Annotated in this window: 15 protein-coding genes and 1 tRNA gene; 8 read left to right on the forward strand and 8 right to left on the reverse strand. The window is 60.1% G+C overall.

The features are described from left to right. Positions 1-32 precede the first annotated feature (32 nt). A complete protein-coding gene (locus tag ASE94_RS15285; RefSeq protein WP_156352172.1) occupies positions 33-512 on the forward strand; it encodes a hypothetical protein in 480 nt (159 codons plus the stop codon). Positions 513-532: 20 nt separating this feature from the next. On the opposite strand, the gene ASE94_RS15290 is transcribed toward ASE94_RS15285, so the two are convergent. The 4 genes from ASE94_RS15290 to ASE94_RS15305 all read right to left on the reverse strand — a co-directional run bounded on the left by ASE94_RS15290 (position 533) and on the right by ASE94_RS15305 (position 4,983). Continuing rightward, entirely contained in the window at positions 533-1,579 is a 1,047-nt protein-coding gene (locus ASE94_RS15290; RefSeq protein WP_062631113.1) for an aldo/keto reductase, read from the reverse strand. A gap of 12 nt (positions 1,580-1,591) precedes the next feature. Then, complete coding sequence (locus tag ASE94_RS15295) at positions 1,592-2,791, reverse strand: mandelate racemase/muconate lactonizing enzyme family protein (protein ID WP_062631114.1); 1,200 nt, start codon at positions 2,789-2,791, stop codon at positions 1,592-1,594. A 76-nt stretch (positions 2,792-2,867) separates the two neighbouring features. Further along, positions 2,868-4,229 (reverse strand): mandelate racemase/muconate lactonizing enzyme family protein, encoded by a 1,362-nt coding sequence (locus ASE94_RS15300; protein ID WP_062631115.1) that lies wholly within the window; start codon positions 4,227-4,229, stop codon positions 2,868-2,870. A gap of 49 nt (positions 4,230-4,278) precedes the next feature. Then, positions 4,279-4,983, reverse strand: coding sequence for a GntR family transcriptional regulator (locus ASE94_RS15305; protein WP_061906999.1), 705 nt, complete (start codon positions 4,981-4,983; stop codon positions 4,279-4,281). Positions 4,984-5,334: 351 nt separating this feature from the next. On the opposite strand from ASE94_RS15305, the gene ASE94_RS15310 reads away from it, so the two are divergent. The 7 genes from ASE94_RS15310 to ASE94_RS15340 all read left to right on the forward strand — a co-directional run bounded on the left by ASE94_RS15310 (position 5,335) and on the right by ASE94_RS15340 (position 11,975). Beyond that, positions 5,335-6,750, forward strand: a complete 1,416-nt coding sequence (locus tag ASE94_RS15310; protein WP_244484110.1) for an extracellular solute-binding protein — start codon at positions 5,335-5,337, stop codon at positions 6,748-6,750. A 93-nt stretch (positions 6,751-6,843) separates the two neighbouring features. After that, positions 6,844-7,785, forward strand: a complete 942-nt coding sequence (locus tag ASE94_RS15315) for a sugar ABC transporter permease (RefSeq protein ID WP_244484112.1) — start codon at positions 6,844-6,846, stop codon at positions 7,783-7,785. Further along, the gene (locus tag ASE94_RS15320) at positions 7,782-8,675 is read left to right on the forward strand and encodes a carbohydrate ABC transporter permease (protein WP_062631116.1); all 894 of its coding nucleotides are present in this window, start codon (positions 7,782-7,784) and stop codon (positions 8,673-8,675) included. The genes ASE94_RS15315 and ASE94_RS15320 overlap by 4 nt, the downstream gene beginning before the upstream one ends. Before the next feature lie 11 nt (positions 8,676-8,686). Continuing rightward, positions 8,687-9,784, forward strand: coding sequence for an ABC transporter ATP-binding protein (locus ASE94_RS15325; RefSeq protein WP_062631117.1), 1,098 nt, complete (start codon positions 8,687-8,689; stop codon positions 9,782-9,784). Between the two features lie 12 nt (positions 9,785-9,796). Then, positions 9,797-10,957, forward strand: coding sequence for a mandelate racemase/muconate lactonizing enzyme family protein (locus ASE94_RS15330; RefSeq protein WP_062631118.1), 1,161 nt, complete (start codon positions 9,797-9,799; stop codon positions 10,955-10,957). Positions 10,958-10,980: 23 nt separating this feature from the next. Continuing rightward, positions 10,981-11,727, forward strand: coding sequence for a ribonuclease activity regulator RraA (locus ASE94_RS15335; protein ID WP_062631119.1), 747 nt, complete (start codon positions 10,981-10,983; stop codon positions 11,725-11,727). Positions 11,728-11,898: 171 nt separating this feature from the next. Beyond that, positions 11,899-11,975: transfer RNA gene (locus ASE94_RS15340), tRNA-Pro, on the forward strand. Between the two features lie 36 nt (positions 11,976-12,011). Here the strand turns inward: ASE94_RS15340 and ASE94_RS15345 are convergent. From ASE94_RS15345 to ASE94_RS15360, 4 genes are read right to left on the reverse strand one after another with little or no spacing between them, the layout of a single operon-like run. Next, on the reverse strand, positions 12,012-13,229 hold the full coding sequence (locus ASE94_RS15345; RefSeq protein ID WP_062631120.1) for an O-antigen ligase family protein: 1,218 nt from the start codon (positions 13,227-13,229) through the stop codon (positions 12,012-12,014). A gap of 59 nt (positions 13,230-13,288) precedes the next feature. Further along, positions 13,289-14,824, reverse strand: coding sequence for an undecaprenyl-phosphate glucose phosphotransferase (locus ASE94_RS15350; protein WP_244484055.1), 1,536 nt, complete (start codon positions 14,822-14,824; stop codon positions 13,289-13,291). Between the two features lie 54 nt (positions 14,825-14,878). Further along, positions 14,879-16,006: a glycosyltransferase family 4 protein gene (locus ASE94_RS15355; RefSeq protein WP_062631122.1), complete on the reverse strand. Its 1,128-nt coding sequence runs from the start codon at positions 16,004-16,006 to the stop codon at positions 14,879-14,881. 4 nt (positions 16,007-16,010) lie between these two features. Further along, entirely contained in the window at positions 16,011-16,562 is a 552-nt protein-coding gene (locus ASE94_RS15360) for a polysaccharide biosynthesis/export family protein (protein WP_062631123.1), read from the reverse strand. Between the last annotated feature and the right edge of the window lie 43 nt (positions 16,563-16,605).

The following is a 16,605-nucleotide window of genomic DNA, read 5'->3' on the forward strand; positions in this document are numbered from 1 at the left end:
CGTACGCGCCCTTTCCCAACGTGAATGGATCCATGCTCAGAGCGTTGTTGCTTGTTTTAGTGCTATCGTCCCCAGCTATCGCTGCCGATTGGAAATTTGAAGGCGGCGCTACGCCCATCGCCTATTCCGACAATGGCGGGGCCCAGTTCCAGTTCGCCTGCCGCGGCGGTGATCTGGCCATGGCGTATTGGGTGCGTAAGCCCGGCGCGACGGTCGCCAAGTCACTTTCCCTCAGCCTTGCAATCAGCACGCGAGGCGGCGGGGTGTCAGCCGGGGGAGATACGAGTTTCGCCCAAGACTTTCCGATGATCCACTACGATGGCAGCTCGCTGATCATCCGCGGCCCGGTAGCGCGGCAATGGGCACGGACCGCGCAGCAGGCCGGCGAAACCATGGAACTTGCCTTCGTGAAATCCACCGCCAGCGGCGGGCCGGATTTTTTCGATCGTCATCGTTTTGGCGCGGTGGGTTCCTCAGCAGCAATCGGCAAAGTTCTCGCCGACTGCGGTTAGGCGCCCACAATTCGGCCTGGTCACGGCAGACGCACGCGGTGGTTCGGCTCGAACTCCGCCTTCCCGAATGTGGCCTTGAGATTGTTGTCCGTCCATTCGACAGGATATCCCAAGGCAAACGGTAGAGCTTCCGTCAGCTCGTCCCTCGCGTCAGGCGGCAAATCCACGTCGCCCGCGGCCAGATTTTCGTCGAGCTGCTCCGCCGTGCGCACCCCGATGATCGCCGCAGTCACCCGTCGATCGCCAAAGAGCCAACTCAGCGCCACCTGGCTCGGCGTATGTCCCTGCCGATCGGCAACCTCGACCACCTTGTCGATCAATCGCAGCGCATTATCGAACCAGTAGCGCGGCATGGTGACGGAGGCTTGAATGCCAATACGCGATTGCGCGTCCGGCGCCGACTGATTGCGATATTTTCCCGAAAGCATGCCTGCTGCGAGCGGGCTCCAGCAGATCATCCCGACGCCAGCATCTTCGGCGGCCGGCAAGATTTCGCGCTCAACATCGCGGCGGATAAGATTGTAGAGATGTTGGGCCGAGATCAGCCGCTCATGCCCCTTCGCATCAGCAAGCGCATTCGCCTTGGCGATCTGCCAGCCGTGGAAATTCGAGCAGCCGAGATAGCGCACCTTACCCGCCCGCACGAGATCGTCGGCGGCCCTCAGGCTTTCTTCGATCGGTGTGTAAGGGTCTGGCCCATGAAACTGATAGAGGTCGATATAGTCGAGCCCCAGGCGCTTCAGGCTTTTCTCGCAGGCCTCGATGATGTGTTTTCGCGAAAGCCCCCGCGCCGTCACCGCCTGATCCGTCGGAAACCAGCACTTGGTTGCGATGATGAGGTTGTCTCGATTAAGTTCGCTCAGCGCGGTGCCCAACATCCGCTCGGATTCGCCGCCGCTATAGCCGTCCGCCGTATCGATGAAATTGCCACCCGCTTCGACGAACCGCCGGACGATGCGGCTCGCCTCGTCCTGGTTGCAGCCCCATTGCGCATTGCCGAATGTCATGGTGCCAAGGCAGAGCCGCGACACCAAAAGCCCTGAGCGGCCGAGATAGCGATACTTCATCGAGAAATCCTCCTAGTCGAAGAACCCGGCATCTTCTTCTGCCAGGTACTTTTTCGCGCCTTCGGCATCGATATCGAGCCCAAGGCCCGGCGCTTCGAGCAGATCGACATGGCTATCGGTGACGATCTGTTTCGGTAGCCCGATGACAATGTCTTCCCACCACGGATCGGATGCGCTGGGATATTCGAAGGCGATGTAGTTGGCCGGCAGCGTCGCGCAGACATTGATCAGCGCCCCGAGCCCCAAAAGGCCATTGGCGGTGCCATGCGGCGCCATCATGATCGAGTGCATGTAGGCGTGTTCCGCCACCCATTTGAGCTCGGCGATCCCGCCGATATCGGCCGGGTCTGGCCCGACGACCCGCACCGATTGCGTCTCGATCAGCTCCTTGAAATTGTGCCGGAGGTAAATCTGCTCCCCGGTATGGATCGGTGTGGAGGTCGAAACGGTCAGCTCGCGATAGGCCTGATGGTTGATCCAAGGCACATAGTCCCCTGTCAGCATATCTTCGAGCCACATCAGATCATATTTCTCGACAGCCCGCGCAAAGCGGATGGCGTCATTGAGGAACCAGCCCGGCCCACAGTCGAGCGCCAGGCTCACCTTGTCGCCCAGCACTTCCTTCATCGCGGCAACACAGTCGAGCATATGGTTGAACCCGCGCTCGGAAATCTGCCCCTGGTCCATGGCGCCATGATAGCCGGCCTTGTTCTGGCGCACGCCATAGTGGAAGTCGTCGACCGTATCCTTCATGTTCGAGTGGAAGGAGATGCCCTGTTTCACCATGAAGAACTTTTCGGGCCGCTCCATCATCCACTTCACATCAGCCGCATAATCCTCCGGTCGGTCGCCGGTGCGCTTCTGGCGGATCGAGCCATTGTAAACCCGCACCTTGTCCCGAACCTTGCCGCCGAGGAGCTTATAGACCGGCACATTGGCCGCCTTGCCCGCAATGTCCCACAGCGCATGCTCGATGGCGCTCACCGCCGCGCCATAGGGCTTGAACGACCCGCGCTGCCGGATTTTGAGCATGCATCGCTCGACATCGGTCGGGTCTTCCCCGATCAGTGCGTCGCGGAAATGCAGCACCCAGGGTTTGAGATAGGTCTTAGTGAACTCCACCTCGCCCAAGCCATACAATCCCTCATCGGTAACAATGCGAACAATCGGATGCCGCCCAATAACGGCACAGCGCAGATCAGTGATTTTCATGCCTTTTGCCTTTCTTCACCTCTCCCTCTGGGGGAGAGGTCGACCGCAGGTCGGGTGAGGGGGCCTTCCAGAGACGTCAGCTCCAGGTCCGATCCCAAGAATATTCCTGATCCCAATGATCCGTCGGCTGCCAGATGCCCTTCACACCCGGCTGCAGGTGCTGGCTGATGACCTCATCCACCACATCGTCGATCCCGAGCCCGGGCTTGTCCGGCACTTCGATAAACCCGTTCTTGACCAACGGCTTGGGCAGGCCCGTGGCGATATCGTCCCACCAGTCGACTTCGACCGAGTGATATTCGAGCGCCATGAAATTCTCGGTCGCCACCGCCACGTGCGCGGCGGCCATTGCCGCGATCGGGCTCTCGGCCATGTGGATGGCCATGGCCACTCCATGATCCTGCGCCATATCTCCAAGCTTCTTGGTTTCGAGGATGCCTCCCGAAGTAAGAAGATCGGGATGGATCACTGAAATCCCGGCCTTGAGGAGCGGCTCGAACCCTTCTTTGAGGTAGATGTCCTCGCCCGTGCAGATCGGCACGGTGGTCGCTTCCTGAAGCTGCCGATATTGCTCGGTATATTGCCAGGGGATGACATCCTCGAGCCAGGCCGGGACGTATTTCTCGATCCGCCGGGCCAGCCGAATGCCGTTCTGCAGCGAGATATGACCCACATGATCGATGGCGAGCGGCACTTCGTAGCCGATCACCTCGCGCACCTCGTGGATATATTGCTCCAAGAGATCGATGCCCTTGTCGGTAAAATGGAGTCCGCTGAATGGGTGCCGCACATTATGCGTGTCATAGACCGCATTGCGCGCTCGGCGGTCATCCATCGACGTCACTGGCCCGCGATCGGGATGCACGCGATAGGCTTCGAGCGAACCCGCCGGCGACACCACGGCCCCCGGAATATCGGCGATCTGCATCAGCCCCAGGTCCATCTTGAGGAAGGTGAACCCCATATCCATGCGCGCCTTGAGCCGCTTGCCCGTCTCGGTGCCGCTTGGCTTGTCGGCGTCGGTATCGCAGTAGCAGCGGACCTTGTCGCGAAACTTGCCGCCCAGCATCTGATAGATCGGCACGCCATAGGCCTTGCCCGCAAGATCCCAGAGCGCAATCTCGATCGCTGACACCCCGCCGCCCTGCCGGCCATGGCCACCAAACTGCTTGATACGGCGGAAGAGCCGATCGATGTCGCAAGGATTTTCCCCCAGCAGCCGGCTTTTGAGCATCAGCGCATAGGTCGCGCTCGCGCCGTCGCGGATTTCGCCGAGGCCGACAATGCCCTGGTTGGTGTAGATCTTGAGCAAAGCTGAGGTGAAGGGCGCGCCGACGATCTCTGCGACCCGCAGGTCGGTAATGCGCAAGTCGCTTGGCGCGGAAGATCGGCGCACATAGGTTTCGATATGCTCGCCGGCGGTCAAATCCCTGGTCATGAAACTCCCTCCCTTGTTATGCTTTCACCGCGCCAGCGGTGCGGATGCTCTATCCGGCGCTCCTCCGCGCCAGATTGCGCTTGGCAACGCCCATCTGTTCGATGATGTGACGTCCCGATCCTTCGACATGCCGCGCAACCACAGCCGCAGCGCCGTCGGCATCCTGTGCCTTGATGCGGGCAATGAGCTCACGATGTTCGCTCAGCACGGCAACGCGACGGCTCAGCGAAGTCGGAAAACGGCGGCTAATAGCGCGGAGGATCTCGCGATGCTTCCACCAGAGTTCAGCGGCGTGCCTGTTGTAGTGGCGGTCGTAAATGAGCTGATGGAATTTCGTATCCAGCTTGCCATGCTGCCGCGGATCGGAAAAATTGAGCGCCTCGATTTCGGCTTGGGCGGCTTCGAGTTCTGCAATGTCGGCGTCGCTGACGATCGAGACAAACCAGCGTGTCAGCGCCGGCTCAATGAGCATTTCGATCTCGATGATGTCGCGCACGAAGTCTTCGTCGATGGCGACCACGCGCGCACCGCGATTGGCTTCCATCACTACAAACCCTTCGCCGCGCAGCTGTTGCAGCGCCTCGCGCACCGGGTTGGTCGACGTGTTATAGGTGGCGGCCAGGTCGGCAACCTTGAGGCGAGCACTGGGCTCGAGCCGTCCCGAAATGATATCCTCGCGGATCAATTCGTAGACAGTGCCCGGCTGGTCATTCGCCGTTTCAGGCAAAGAAGGGGTGGCGCTGCTCTCAGTCATAGCGCCTGTCTTATGCGCCTTTCACCGGTAAGCCAAGCTGCTTCGCACGCATAAATCACAAAATAATGTACGATTTTCGCGCGCTTGACACACAACTTCCCGTCTGTAACGTTCTTGTTTGGGAGACATGGGCAAAAGCCCGGCCCCGGAGCAGGCGCCACCTGATCGTCTGCAGAGGAGGCGCAGCGCAAGCTGCGTGGAGAGCCAGGTCAGACCGATGGGGTCGAGCGGCTTTCCGCTTGAGGAGGACTATCGATGACGAATATGCAGGGCCGCGCTCAGCGGCCGGGCTCGCTGACTCGTCGGCAGGCCGTTGCCTATGCCGTTGCAGCTCTGACGACTACGTCGCTGATGTCGACGACCGCATTTGCTCAGACCGTCGATCTCAGCCAGTGGTCGCCAGACTACGTCAAGTCGATCGCCGGCACGAAGCAGTTCGACGCCGCCAAGGATTGCGGCGCTGTCGTTCCCAACGATTATGCTGGCAAGGTCAGCTACTGGTACACCGGGCCATTCGAGGCAGATCCGCAGATCGCGCACGATCAGGACAAGGCATTCTGGGAAGCCTTCAAGGCAGCATATCCCAATATCCAGACCGATGTGCAGTCGATTACCTATAACGAATTGCTCGACAAGTTCCGCACGGCTCTACTTGGCAATGCCGCTCCGATGGTCATTCGCCTCCAGATCCTCGGTGGCGTCGAGTTTGCCGCCAAAGGCTATCTGCAGCCGCTCGCGCCGGAGGATGTCGGATACACGGCCGCCGATTTCTGGCCCGGTGCTCTCAAGTCTGTCACTTACGAGGGCACGACCTACGGCTTGCCTACCAATAACGAGACCATGGCGCTGATCTGGAACGCCAAGATTTTCGAGGACGCCGGGCTCGATCCAGAAAATCCCCCAGCGACCTGGGATGACGTGGTGGCCTATTCCAAGACCATCCACGACAAGCTTGGGATTGCCGGCTATGGCCTCGTAGCCAAGCAGAATGCAGGCAATACGCCGTTCCGCTTCATGCCCCAGCTCTGGGCCTATGGTGGCGGCGCGCTCGACGAAACCTCGGCTGACCCGACCTATACCACGGTCGAGATCAACAATGACGGGTCCAAGGCCGCACTCGAGGCTGCCTACCAGATGTATGTCGTCGATAAATCCGTCCCGGTTTCGGCCCTGACCAATACTCAGGCGGAAAATCAGGCCCCGTTCATCGCTGGGCAACTCGGCATGATGATCGCCCACCCTGCCGAATATGCCAAGATGGTCGACCTTGCTTCCAAGGCCACCGGCGCAGACAAGGCTGTTGCCGACGATGTTGTCGCCAATATGCGCTATGGCCTGCTGCCGACGGGCCCCGATGGCAAGCGCGCCGTCGTGTTCGGCGGCTCCAACATCCATGTGGTCAAGCCCGAATTCGTCGAAGGCGGACAGTCGGACGAGCAGGCGGTCAAGGCGCTGATCTGCTTCTGGAATAGCCCGGAATGGTCCACCAAGCTTGCTTGGGTCGGCTCCAATCCCGGCAATATCAATGGCTTCCTCACCGATGCCATGAAGGAACGTCTCGATACCATCAAGTTCCTGGATGTCACCACCTCCATGCTGCCCAACGGCATTCCGTTCCCGGTGATCCCGGAAGCGCCGGAGATCATGAACATCATCGTTCCGGACATGCTGCAGAATGCTCTGACGGAAAACATGACGGTGGACGAGGCAACCGATGATGCGGCCACCAAGATCGAAGCGATCATTGGCGGCGGCGGCGGCCTCTGACCTCTACCAACTCCAAGGATCGGCAGCTCGTGCTGCCGGTCCGCGATGCCGGTATAAAGGGGTTATGTGGTGAGCAGCGTTCAGAAGCAGGCCATCTTTCGCGACGTGCCTAGGGTTGTGCCCAAGCGACCCAATCTAGGTCAAAAAATCTGGAAGAGCCGCGCCGATTATCTCTACGTCGCGCCTGCCATTGTGGCCATGATCGTGGTGATCGCCTATCCGATCTACTACACTATCGAACTGAGCTTCTTTAACACACCAGCCAGCCTGTCGCTGGCCGATAAGCAGTTCAACGGCATAGACAATTACGTCACAATTCTGACCAGTCCTGTCTTCTGGAAAGTGACCTGGCAGACGATTGTCTGGACTGTGCTCTCGACCCTTTTCGCCTTCCTGCTCGGTCTGGGTGCCGCGCTCGCACTGCATCGCGAGTTTGTCGGGCGCGCGCTCTTGCGTGGCTTGCTGCTTATCCCTTGGGTGATCAGTGCGGTGGCCGCCTCCTATGTCTGGAAATGGCTCTACCATTCCGATTTCGGGGCGATCGGCGCGGCGCTGGTGCAGCTTGGGATCACCGACAGGCCCATCAACTTCATCGATAATTCGACGAGCGCTCTGTATTCGCTGATCGTGGTCAATGTCTGGAAGGAGTTTTCCTTTGCCATGATCATGCTGATGGCTGGCCTCCAGACAGTGCCGGACTCGCTGTTGCGGGCCGCCCAGGTCGATGGCGCGAATCCTTGGCAACGTTTCTGGCACGTCACCTTCCCGCATCTGTCGGGCGTGTCGACGGTCACGATCCTGCTGCTCGTCGTGCAGAACTTCAACTCGTTCATCATCCCCTTCATTATGACCGGGGGTGGGCCAGTTGGCTCGACGCAGATCTGGATTACCCACATTTACGAACTCGCCTTCCTGCGCCAGCGCTGGGGTGTCGGCGCCGCTTACGCCGTCCTGCTCTTCATCATCATGATGACGCTGGGCTACTTCTATGTCCGCGCACTGACCCGCGGCGATGAATCGAGGGCCGGCGCATGACCTCCGAGATCACAACCGCCGCTGAACCAATCCGGGTGGCGCGACGACGCAGCATCGACGGCTGGCGCTGGGCCGGCCGCATCTTCCTGACGCTGCTGGTCGGCTTCACCATCATGCCGATGTTCTGGATGGTGATCACCTCGCTCAAGACCGGCTTTGCCGCCATGCAATATCCGCCGCAATGGTGGCCGGCGGCGCCGACACTCGACAACTACTGGCGGCTGCTCGATCCCAATGGCAGCGTAGGCCGCGATTTCCTGCGCTATTTCTGGAACAGCATGTTCGTGTCCGTAGCGACGACCGTGATTGCCGTTGTCGTCGCGGTCCCGGCGGCCTACGCGTTCTCGCGCTTTCGGTTTCCGGGCAGGAACTTCCTGTTCTTCGCTATTCTCTTGCGCAACATGTTTCCGGCGGTCGTGTTCCTTGTGCCTCTCTTTATCCTGATGCGGGTTCTGGGCCTCGTGAACACACATGGCTCCCTGATCCTGACCTACCTAACCTTTGGTCTGCCGCTCGCCATTTGGCTGCTCAAGGGCTTTTACGACAATATCCCGATCCAGCTCGAACAGGCTGCGCGCATCGATGGCGCGACCCGGTTCCAGGCCTTCTTCCATATCGTCATGCCGCTCTCGACCCCGGGGATCATCGCGACCTCGATCTATTCCTTTATCGGCGCCTGGAACGAATACATCTACGCCTACACGTTCCTCACGCGGCACGATCAGATGACGCTTCCGGTCGGCATCCAACGCTTCTTCTCGGAGAACGCGACCGATTGGCCGGGCCTGATGGCCGCCACCTTCCTGATGAGCGTGCCGGTCGTGGTGCTGTTCCTCGTGCTGCAAAAATACTTCGTGCGTGCCCTCACCGAAGGCGCCGTCAAACACTAACGGGGGTACACATGGCCCAAGTGGTTCTCAAGGATCTCGTCAAGACCTACGGCTCCATCTATGCCGCCAAGGACGTGTCGCTGACGGTCAATGACGGCGAATTCGTCGCTCTCGTCGGCCCCTCCGGCTGCGGTAAGACGACGACGCTCAATCTCGTTGCCGGGCTCATTCCGATCACGTCGGGCGACATCGTCATCGGCGATCGCGTCGTCAACGATCTCGATCCCAAGGATCGGGACATCGCCATGGTTTTCCAAAACTACGCGCTCTATCCGCAAAAGACGGTGTTCCAGAACCTCGCGTTCCCGTTGATGATGCGGAAGCTCCCGAAGGATGAGATCGACCGGAAGGTGCGCGAAGCCGCCAGGGTGCTCGACATTACCCATCTTCTCGAGCGCAAGCCGCGGGAACTTTCGGGCGGTCAGCAACAGCGCGTCGCCCTCGGCCGTGCGCTGGTCCGCGATCCTGCCGTCTTTCTCATGGACGAACCACTCTCCAATCTCGACGCCAAACTGCGCGTGCAGATGCGTTCAGAGATCAAGCGTTTCCATCAGGATCTCAAAGCCACCATCATCTATGTCACGCACGACCAGCTCGAAGCGGTCACCATGGCCGACAAGATGGCAGTGATGAATGGCGGTCTTCTCCAGCAATACGACACGCCGGCCGACGTCTTCGCCAATCCGGTCAACATGTTCGTCGCCAGCTTCGTCGGCAGCCCCGCCATGAGCCTCGTGCCGCTCGAACTCTCGACCGCCAATGGCCAGAGCGTCCTTACCAGCCCCGAAGGCTGGAGCCTGCCGCTCTCTGAACAAAACGCTCGAAAAGTTGCCGGCGCCACGTCCAGCAAAGTCGTCCTCGGCGCCCGCCACTCGACCATCAAACTACACAAGTCTCAGATGCCCGGCACCGTCCCGGCGCGCGTCTATACGGTCGAGCCCACCGGCGACATTACCTTCGTGCAAGCCTTCCTCTCCGGCGCCATCGTCAATATCAGCTTTCCACCTTCGGTCGTCGTTGCGCCCGATGAACAGGTCTGGCTCGAATTCGACCAGGACCGCATTCACCTCTTCGATGGCCAGACCGAAATGGCCCTGCGCGCCGACTAACCAGAAATCATTATGTCCTTAAAACTCAAGATTACCGCCATTACGCCCTATCCCGTATGGGTCGGCATACGAAATCAGTTCCTTCTCAAGATCGAAACCGATCAGGGGATTGTCGGATGGGGCGAAAGCGGCCTTTCGGGCCGCGAGAAGGCGGTGGCCGGCGCCATCGAGCATTATGCCAAATTCCTCATCGGCCAGGATGCCATGCAGATCGGCCGCATCTGGCAGGAAATGTATCGCAGCCAGTATTTCGAGGGCGGCCGCGTACTCCAGGCCGCCATCTCGGCCATCGATATCGCCCTCCACGACATCAAGGGCAAGGCGCTCGGCGTGCCGGTCTATGAACTCCTTGGCGGCAAGCAGCGCAATGTCGTGCCCGCTTTTGCCTCAACCGGCGATGCGGCGGGGGAGGGGGCCGTCGAACGCGCCCATGAACTGCGCGCAATGGGTTTTGATGCCATCCGCTTCTTCCCAATCGGGCAGGACAGTCGAGACGTCTTCGAGCCGCGCCAATCCATCGCCGCAACCGCCCGCATTCTCAATCGAGCACGTGAAGAACTCGGCAGCGAGGTCGTCCTCGGTATCGATTACCACCATCGCCTTTCGGTCGCCGAGGCTGCCAGCTTCTGCAACAAGCTCGACAAGGGCGTCCTCGATTTCCTCGAAGAGCCGATCCGCGACGAGGCGCCCGAAGCCTATGAAACCCTCCGCACCATGACCGACATTCCCTTCGCCATCGGCGAGGAATTCTCTAGCAAGTGGCAATTCATTCCCTATATCGAGCGCGGCATCCATCAGTTCAATCGCCTCGACGTCTGCAATGTCGGCGGCCTCACCGAAGCGATGAAAGTCGCCGGTTGGAGCGAGGCGCACTACGTCGACCTCATGCCCCACAACCCGCTCGGCCCGATCTGCACCGCCGCCACGGTTCACTTCGCGGCCGCCGTCCCCAATTTCGCCTGGCTCGAAACGCGCGCTCCTGAAACTGCGCTCGGCTTTGACAATTCCGAGTTCTTCCCGGTCCAGCTCAAACTCGAGGGCGCGGTCTATCCTGTCAGCGATGCGCCGGGCCTGGGCGTTGAAGTCAACGAGGCGCTGCTCGCCAAGCAAAGTTTCAAGTTCTGGGAAGCGCCCCATCTCAAACGCACCGACGGTTCGGTGACCAACTGGTAGGCCAAGGGCCCCGAGGAGAAACCATGATCGAGACACACGACATCACGCGTCCGTCCAAGCACCTCATCGAGGGCCTCAAAAATCTCGGCGCCGCCACCATTGCCGGCACCCTCGGCCACATGGGGTTCAAGAACCCGCACATGACCGGCATCCTGCCCCAGACCAAGGGCAAGTCGATCTGCGGCCCGGCGCTTACCCTCCAGTGCCTCCCACAGCGTCCAGACCTCTTCAGCGAAGGCGAATACGCCAATCCCGAAATCCAGCTCCACCGGCATGTGCTCTATCATGTTCAGGATGGCGACGTGGTCGTGGTCGATGCGCGCGGCGACATGCGCTCGGGCATTTTCGGGGACATGATGTCCACCTATTTCAAGGGTCGCGGCGGCGCCGGCATGATCATTGATGGGGTGATGCGCGATCGCCCCAATGTCGAAAAGCTCGATCTCTCGCTTTGGCTCAAGGGGTGGTCGCCGAACTATCACGTCCAGACCGACATCTTCCCCAATGCCGTCAACGTCACCATTGCCTGCGGTGGCGTCACGGTCGTCCCGGGCGATATCATCGTTGCCGATGACGATGGCGCCGTCGTTGTGCCGGTCTCGATGGCTGAGCATGTCATCGAAGACGGCAAGAAGCACGCTGAATGGGAAGAATTTTCGCGCATGAAGCTGATGCAGGGCGAACCGCTACAGCGGTACTATCCATTGCATCCCGACGCCGAGGACGAATACCAAGCTTGGCGGAAACTCAATCCGATCAACCCGGCTTGACCACCTGAAGCCCTTGGAAAAAGGCGTGAAACCCCTTCAAAATCTCGGGGTTTCACCGCCAGCATCTGCGCCAGCTCAGATCGGGTGGCGCAAAAATCTGCACTTTGCTCACACAACCCTCCAAATTGAGGGTTGCACCCAAACCCCGGTTTCTCTATGTCTCCGCGCAGTCGGGGCGTAGCGCAGCTTGGTAGCGCATTTGTCTGGGGGACAAAGGGTCGCAGGTTCAAATCCTGTCGCTCCGACCATTTCACCAAAATCCGCGCGTGATGCGACGCTGATCTTCAGATCAGCATTCGCTCGCGGCTTGCTGTCGTACGCCGCTCATTGTTGATGGCGCTCGATAGGCCCCAGGTGAGCCCGATCAGCAAGAAGAAATGCCGCCAGTGATCGGAATCGATGATCGCTGATTCCGCGACCACCATGGTGAATGTCGCAAAGACCGGAATGGCCATCAGCCGATAGGGTGAGGGGCGCATGATCGTCCCAAAGCCCTTCCAGAGGGTCAGCAGGATCATCAGGTAGTAAAAGAGCCCGCCGCCCCAGCCATAGACGTGCAGCACCGTTACATAAACATTGTGCGGTTCTTCTCGGACACGCAGGTGGCGGAACTCTGCCGGCCCAATACCCCATGGATGATCGAGCGCCAGCTCGAACGCATATCCCTGTCGGCCAAAGCGCCCGGTCTCCCCCTCGTCATAGTGCTGGGCCGAGGCGCGCATCTCGAAGAATTTGCTTACGGCCGGCACCGAGAGCAAACCGCCCAGCGCCACGACGAGAAGGCCCGCGCCGATCAGGCTCATCAGCAAAATGCGCACCTTGTCTCGCGCATTGGCTTCGAACAGAAAGACCAGCACCAGCGTGATCAGCGACGAGGCCGCAAAATGCCCCCAGCCGCCACGCGAGAAGCTGACGAAGACCCCCAGAAACAGAATGAAATAGGCCGCGCAGGCGAGGATCACCTGCCAGCCGCGCCCGAGGAGAATGCGCTGCAGCGCAAACATCGCCGGCAGGACGAGAAACGGCGCGAAAACGTTGGGATCCTTGAACGTCGCCTTGGCGCGATCATAGATCAGGAAAAAGCTGCCGCCCGGCATAACCCGGAGATAGGCGAGAGTGCCGACCAGCGCGAGGATCACGGCAATCCAGGTATAGGCGCGCATGATCACGCGCATGCGCCGCTCGGTCGCTTCGGCGAGATAATTTGCGAGGAAATAGCTCGTGATCATCAGGAAGATGGTCACGGCCGTGAAGATGATCGCTTCCGATATCGGCGTTATCCGAACCTGGATGGCCGCGATCAGGGCGAAGGGTATGAAGCCCAGAATGATGGCGAGGAGCCCGAACGTTGATCGGTAGAGCCCAAGCCCGGCCATGACCGCCACGGGCAATACCAGCAGGAACATCACCTCGTAGGGCGATGGCTCGATGATGACGATGCCGCCGGCAAAGATCCAAAGGGCGACGACAACATCGAGCAGTTTCTCGGCGCGCTGCCGCACATAATCCCGGCCCGAGACACTAGGCCTCACAAGGCCTGGGTCAAATGTGCCAGAGACACTCAATACGCATTCTCGTTCTTGGCGATGAGCGAAACCGGCGTCATCAAGACGATGTAGAGATCGAGCAAGAGGCTCCAGTTCTCGATATAATAGAGATCATGGTTCACGCGCTGCATGATCTTGTCGATCGTGTCGGTTTCCCCGCGCCAGCCGTGGATCTGCGCCCAGCCGGTCATCCCGGGCTTGACGCGATGCCGCGCGAAATAACCCTCGACGGCCTCATAATAGAGCTGGTTATCGGCCTTGGCCTGAAGCGCATGGGGGCGGGGGCCCACTACCGAAAGCTCACCCTTCAACACGTTGAAAAGCTGCGGCAATTCATCGATCGAGGTCTTGCGGATGAACTTGCCAACGCGTGTCACGCGCGGATCGTTCTTGGTCACGAGCTTGGCGGCACCGGCATCGAGCATGTCGGTCCGCATCGAGCGGAATTTGTAGATGCGGATCAGCTGGTTGTTAAAGCCGTGCCGGTTCTGCACAAAGAAGACCGGCCCCTTGCTCTCGAGCTTGATGGCGATGGCGGCGACGATCATTACCGGCGAGAGCAACAGCAGCGCCGTGATTGCGACGATTTTGTCGAACACCCACTTGAAAACGAGATTCCAGTCCGAGATCGGCCGATCGGCCATGTCGAGCACGGGCACGCCACCGACATAGGAATAGGCCCGGTCAGTGAACTTGAGCTTGCTCATGTGAGCCGAGAGACGGATGTCCACCGGCAGCACCCAAAGCTGGGTCAGCATATCAAGCACGCGCTTTTCCGCCGAAAGCGGCATCGACACGATCACGAGATCGACCGGGGTCAGTCGCGCAAAATCGATCAGCGTCGACACCCGGCCAAGCTTGCTCAGCCCCGCCACCGATTCCGGCGACCGCGAGTCATAGCGATCGTCAAACAGCCCCAGCAGCTCAATGTCTTTGTCCGCGCCGTTCTGAATCTGCTCGATGAGAATTTCCGCATCACGTCCACCGCCGACGATTACGGCCCGGCGCTTCAACCGTCCGAGATCTGTCCAGCGCAGGACGAGAAAACGCAGCATGAGCCGATAGGCGATGAGCACCACTGCGCCCGATATGAACCAGGTCAGCAGCCAGACGCGGGAGAGCATGTCCCCCGCCTTGAAAAAGAAGATGGCAGCGGTCATCACCGCCATCACGCAAAGCCACACCGCCAATACCTGGCCGAACTGCCCGACCACGCGGCGATAGGTGGTGATGCGATGCGCGCGGATCAGGTTGAGCCCGATATTGGTCGCGAGGCACGTGCCGACGACAACGGAGAGGTAAAAGCCCTCCTGTCCCGATGGCACATAGACCGCGTGAATGCCGTAGCCGAGAATAATCAGCAGCAGCGCTTCGGCGACCTGCGCCACGCCGACGATAACGGTGCCGGAATAGGTGCGTTCGACAGGGCGCGCCGCGATTTCGACGGCAGCGGCCGACAGCGTCGCGCCATCCCCCTCGGGCTTGCGCGCGGCATGGTCCGCGATGGCCTGCTTTGGATCGACACGAAACATGATGCTACCGGTACTCACCTACTCCCGGCTGCATCATGGGGCCAAGGGGTTTATACTCGATGAAACGAAAGCTCAGGCTTTGTAGAGGATATCGCGATAGAGCGCCTCGATGCGCGTCGCCATGGTGTCGAGCGAAAATTCGGTCTCGACGCGCCGCCGCCGGGTGGCAAGCTCAGCCATTGCAGCCCCCGGCTCATCGAGCATCCGCTGCATCGACACGGCCAGAGCGTCTGCATTCCCCGGCTCACCCAATGTCTCTGTAGTGCCGGCAAAGATTTCCGGGATGCCGCCAACCCGCGTCGTCACCACCGGAAGTCCAGCAGCCGTCGCCTCCAGCACCACATAGGGCAAGGACTCCGCCAGGGAGGGGATTACGGCATAATTGCCCATGGCAAAGACACTGCGCGCAGGTTGCGATCCGACCAGTCGAACCTGATCCTTCAACGAGAGTGCTGCAATACACGCTTCAAGCTCATCGCGCTGTGGCCCATCACCGGCCATCACCAGCGTCACCGGCCTTCCGTCTGTCCGCTTCAACTGCTTTAGCGCATCGACAAGCGGGAAAATGCCCTTGAGTTCGCGCAACTCGCCAACAAACACAAAATCAGCCGGATCGCCAACCTTCGCAACGGGCTCGAATTCAGCGCGATCGAGCCCATTATAGATGATCTCGGTCCGGCAACTGGGCGGCGCGATCAACCGGCTATAGGTGTCGCGCGCAAATTGGCTTTCGAAGACGATGGCGCCAGTCTGGTTCAGCAGCTTTCGCTCCAGCCAGTGAAACACCTGCCCGCTCCGCGAGCGCGCCGAAAAGTGCAGAACCCCGCCATGCGGCGTATAGACCGCCGCTGGCAGCTTGCGTCCCAAATGCGCCAGCCGTGCATAAAGCCCGCCCTTGGCGCCGTGCCCGTGGAGAATATCGGCAGAAACTCGCTGAGCGATCCGCCGCACTGCAAAAGGCGCCGTCAAATCGCCTTTGCCCAGCACGCGTGGCATAGGCATCGCATGAATGCCAAGCGTCGCATGGTCGCGCAGCGCTTCGAGACGCGCCGTCGTCTGCGCATCGCTTGCGAGCGCATCGACGATCAGCCCGACGCTATGCCCGCGCGCATTGAGCATGCGGGTGAGGTCGGCCACATGGCGAAAAAGTCCGCCGACAGGCGCGCGCATCACCTGCAATATGCGCAGCGGCCTCGTCATCGAGTTAGAACCAGCGTTCGGAAACGACGACAGTGTCACCGGGATAGATCGGGAAGTCGAGATCGACGTCACCGCGCACCATTTCATTGCCCTGGCGGCGATAGACGGTGACATTATTGCGGTTTGCCGTTTCGCCATAGCCTCCGGCCGTGCTGATCGCAGCGCGCACCGTCATGTTCGGCACATAGGCGAACTGGCCCGATGTCCGCACAGCGCCCTGGATGAAGAAGGGGCGATATTGCGCCACTTCCACCGCTACATTGGGATTGCGCAGATAGCCATTGGCCAGCGCCCCGGCGAGCCGGTTGGCGGCGACTGAAGTGGTCTGTCCACGCACCTGCACCTGTCCCACAAGCGGGAAGGATATCGTGCCGTTGTCGCCGACGCGGTAGCTGTTGCTCAGCTCCTGATCGCCGTAGACGGTCACCCGTACGAGATCGCCCGTGTCGAGCGTATAGGGCCCGGAGGGCTCTACGAAATAGCTGGCCGGCCGCGTCGTAGCGCACGCAGCAAGGGGGAGCATCAATGTGACGGCGAGTATGGGAAGCCAGCGCATGGTGAATCCGCGCGTTTGAATTGACCCTCAGTCTTCCCGTTTA

Source organism: Devosia sp. Leaf64 (assembly GCF_001421945.1).
Taxonomy (GTDB): Bacteria; Pseudomonadota; Alphaproteobacteria; order Rhizobiales; family Devosiaceae; genus Devosia.

Excerpts from the sequence above, each read along its gene's own strand:
- ASE94_RS15300 (WP_062631115.1), bottom strand. The coding sequence starts at position 4,229 with ATGACCAGGGATTTGACCGCCGGCGAGCATATCGAAACCTATGTGCGC.
- ASE94_RS15285 (WP_156352172.1), top strand. The coding sequence starts at position 33 with ATGCTCAGAGCGTTGTTGCTTGTTTTAGTGCTATCGTCCCCAGCTATC.
- ASE94_RS15355 (WP_062631122.1), bottom strand. The coding sequence starts at position 16,006 with ATGACGAGGCCGCTGCGCATATTGCAGGTGATGCGCGCGCCTGTCGGC.
- ASE94_RS15295 (WP_062631114.1), bottom strand. The coding sequence starts at position 2,791 with ATGAAAATCACTGATCTGCGCTGTGCCGTTATTGGGCGGCATCCGATT.
- ASE94_RS15290 (WP_062631113.1), bottom strand. The coding sequence starts at position 1,579 with ATGAAGTATCGCTATCTCGGCCGCTCAGGGCTTTTGGTGTCGCGGCTC.
- ASE94_RS15335 (WP_062631119.1), top strand. The coding sequence starts at position 10,981 with ATGATCGAGACACACGACATCACGCGTCCGTCCAAGCACCTCATCGAG.
- ASE94_RS15325 (WP_062631117.1), top strand. The coding sequence starts at position 8,687 with ATGGCCCAAGTGGTTCTCAAGGATCTCGTCAAGACCTACGGCTCCATC.
- ASE94_RS15330 (WP_062631118.1), top strand. The coding sequence starts at position 9,797 with ATGTCCTTAAAACTCAAGATTACCGCCATTACGCCCTATCCCGTATGG.
- ASE94_RS15360 (WP_062631123.1), bottom strand. The coding sequence starts at position 16,562 with ATGCGCTGGCTTCCCATACTCGCCGTCACATTGATGCTCCCCCTTGCT.
- ASE94_RS15320 (WP_062631116.1), top strand. The coding sequence starts at position 7,782 with ATGACCTCCGAGATCACAACCGCCGCTGAACCAATCCGGGTGGCGCGA.
- ASE94_RS15305 (WP_061906999.1), bottom strand. The coding sequence starts at position 4,983 with ATGACTGAGAGCAGCGCCACCCCTTCTTTGCCTGAAACGGCGAATGAC.
- ASE94_RS15310 (WP_244484110.1), top strand. The coding sequence starts at position 5,335 with ATGTCGACGACCGCATTTGCTCAGACCGTCGATCTCAGCCAGTGGTCG.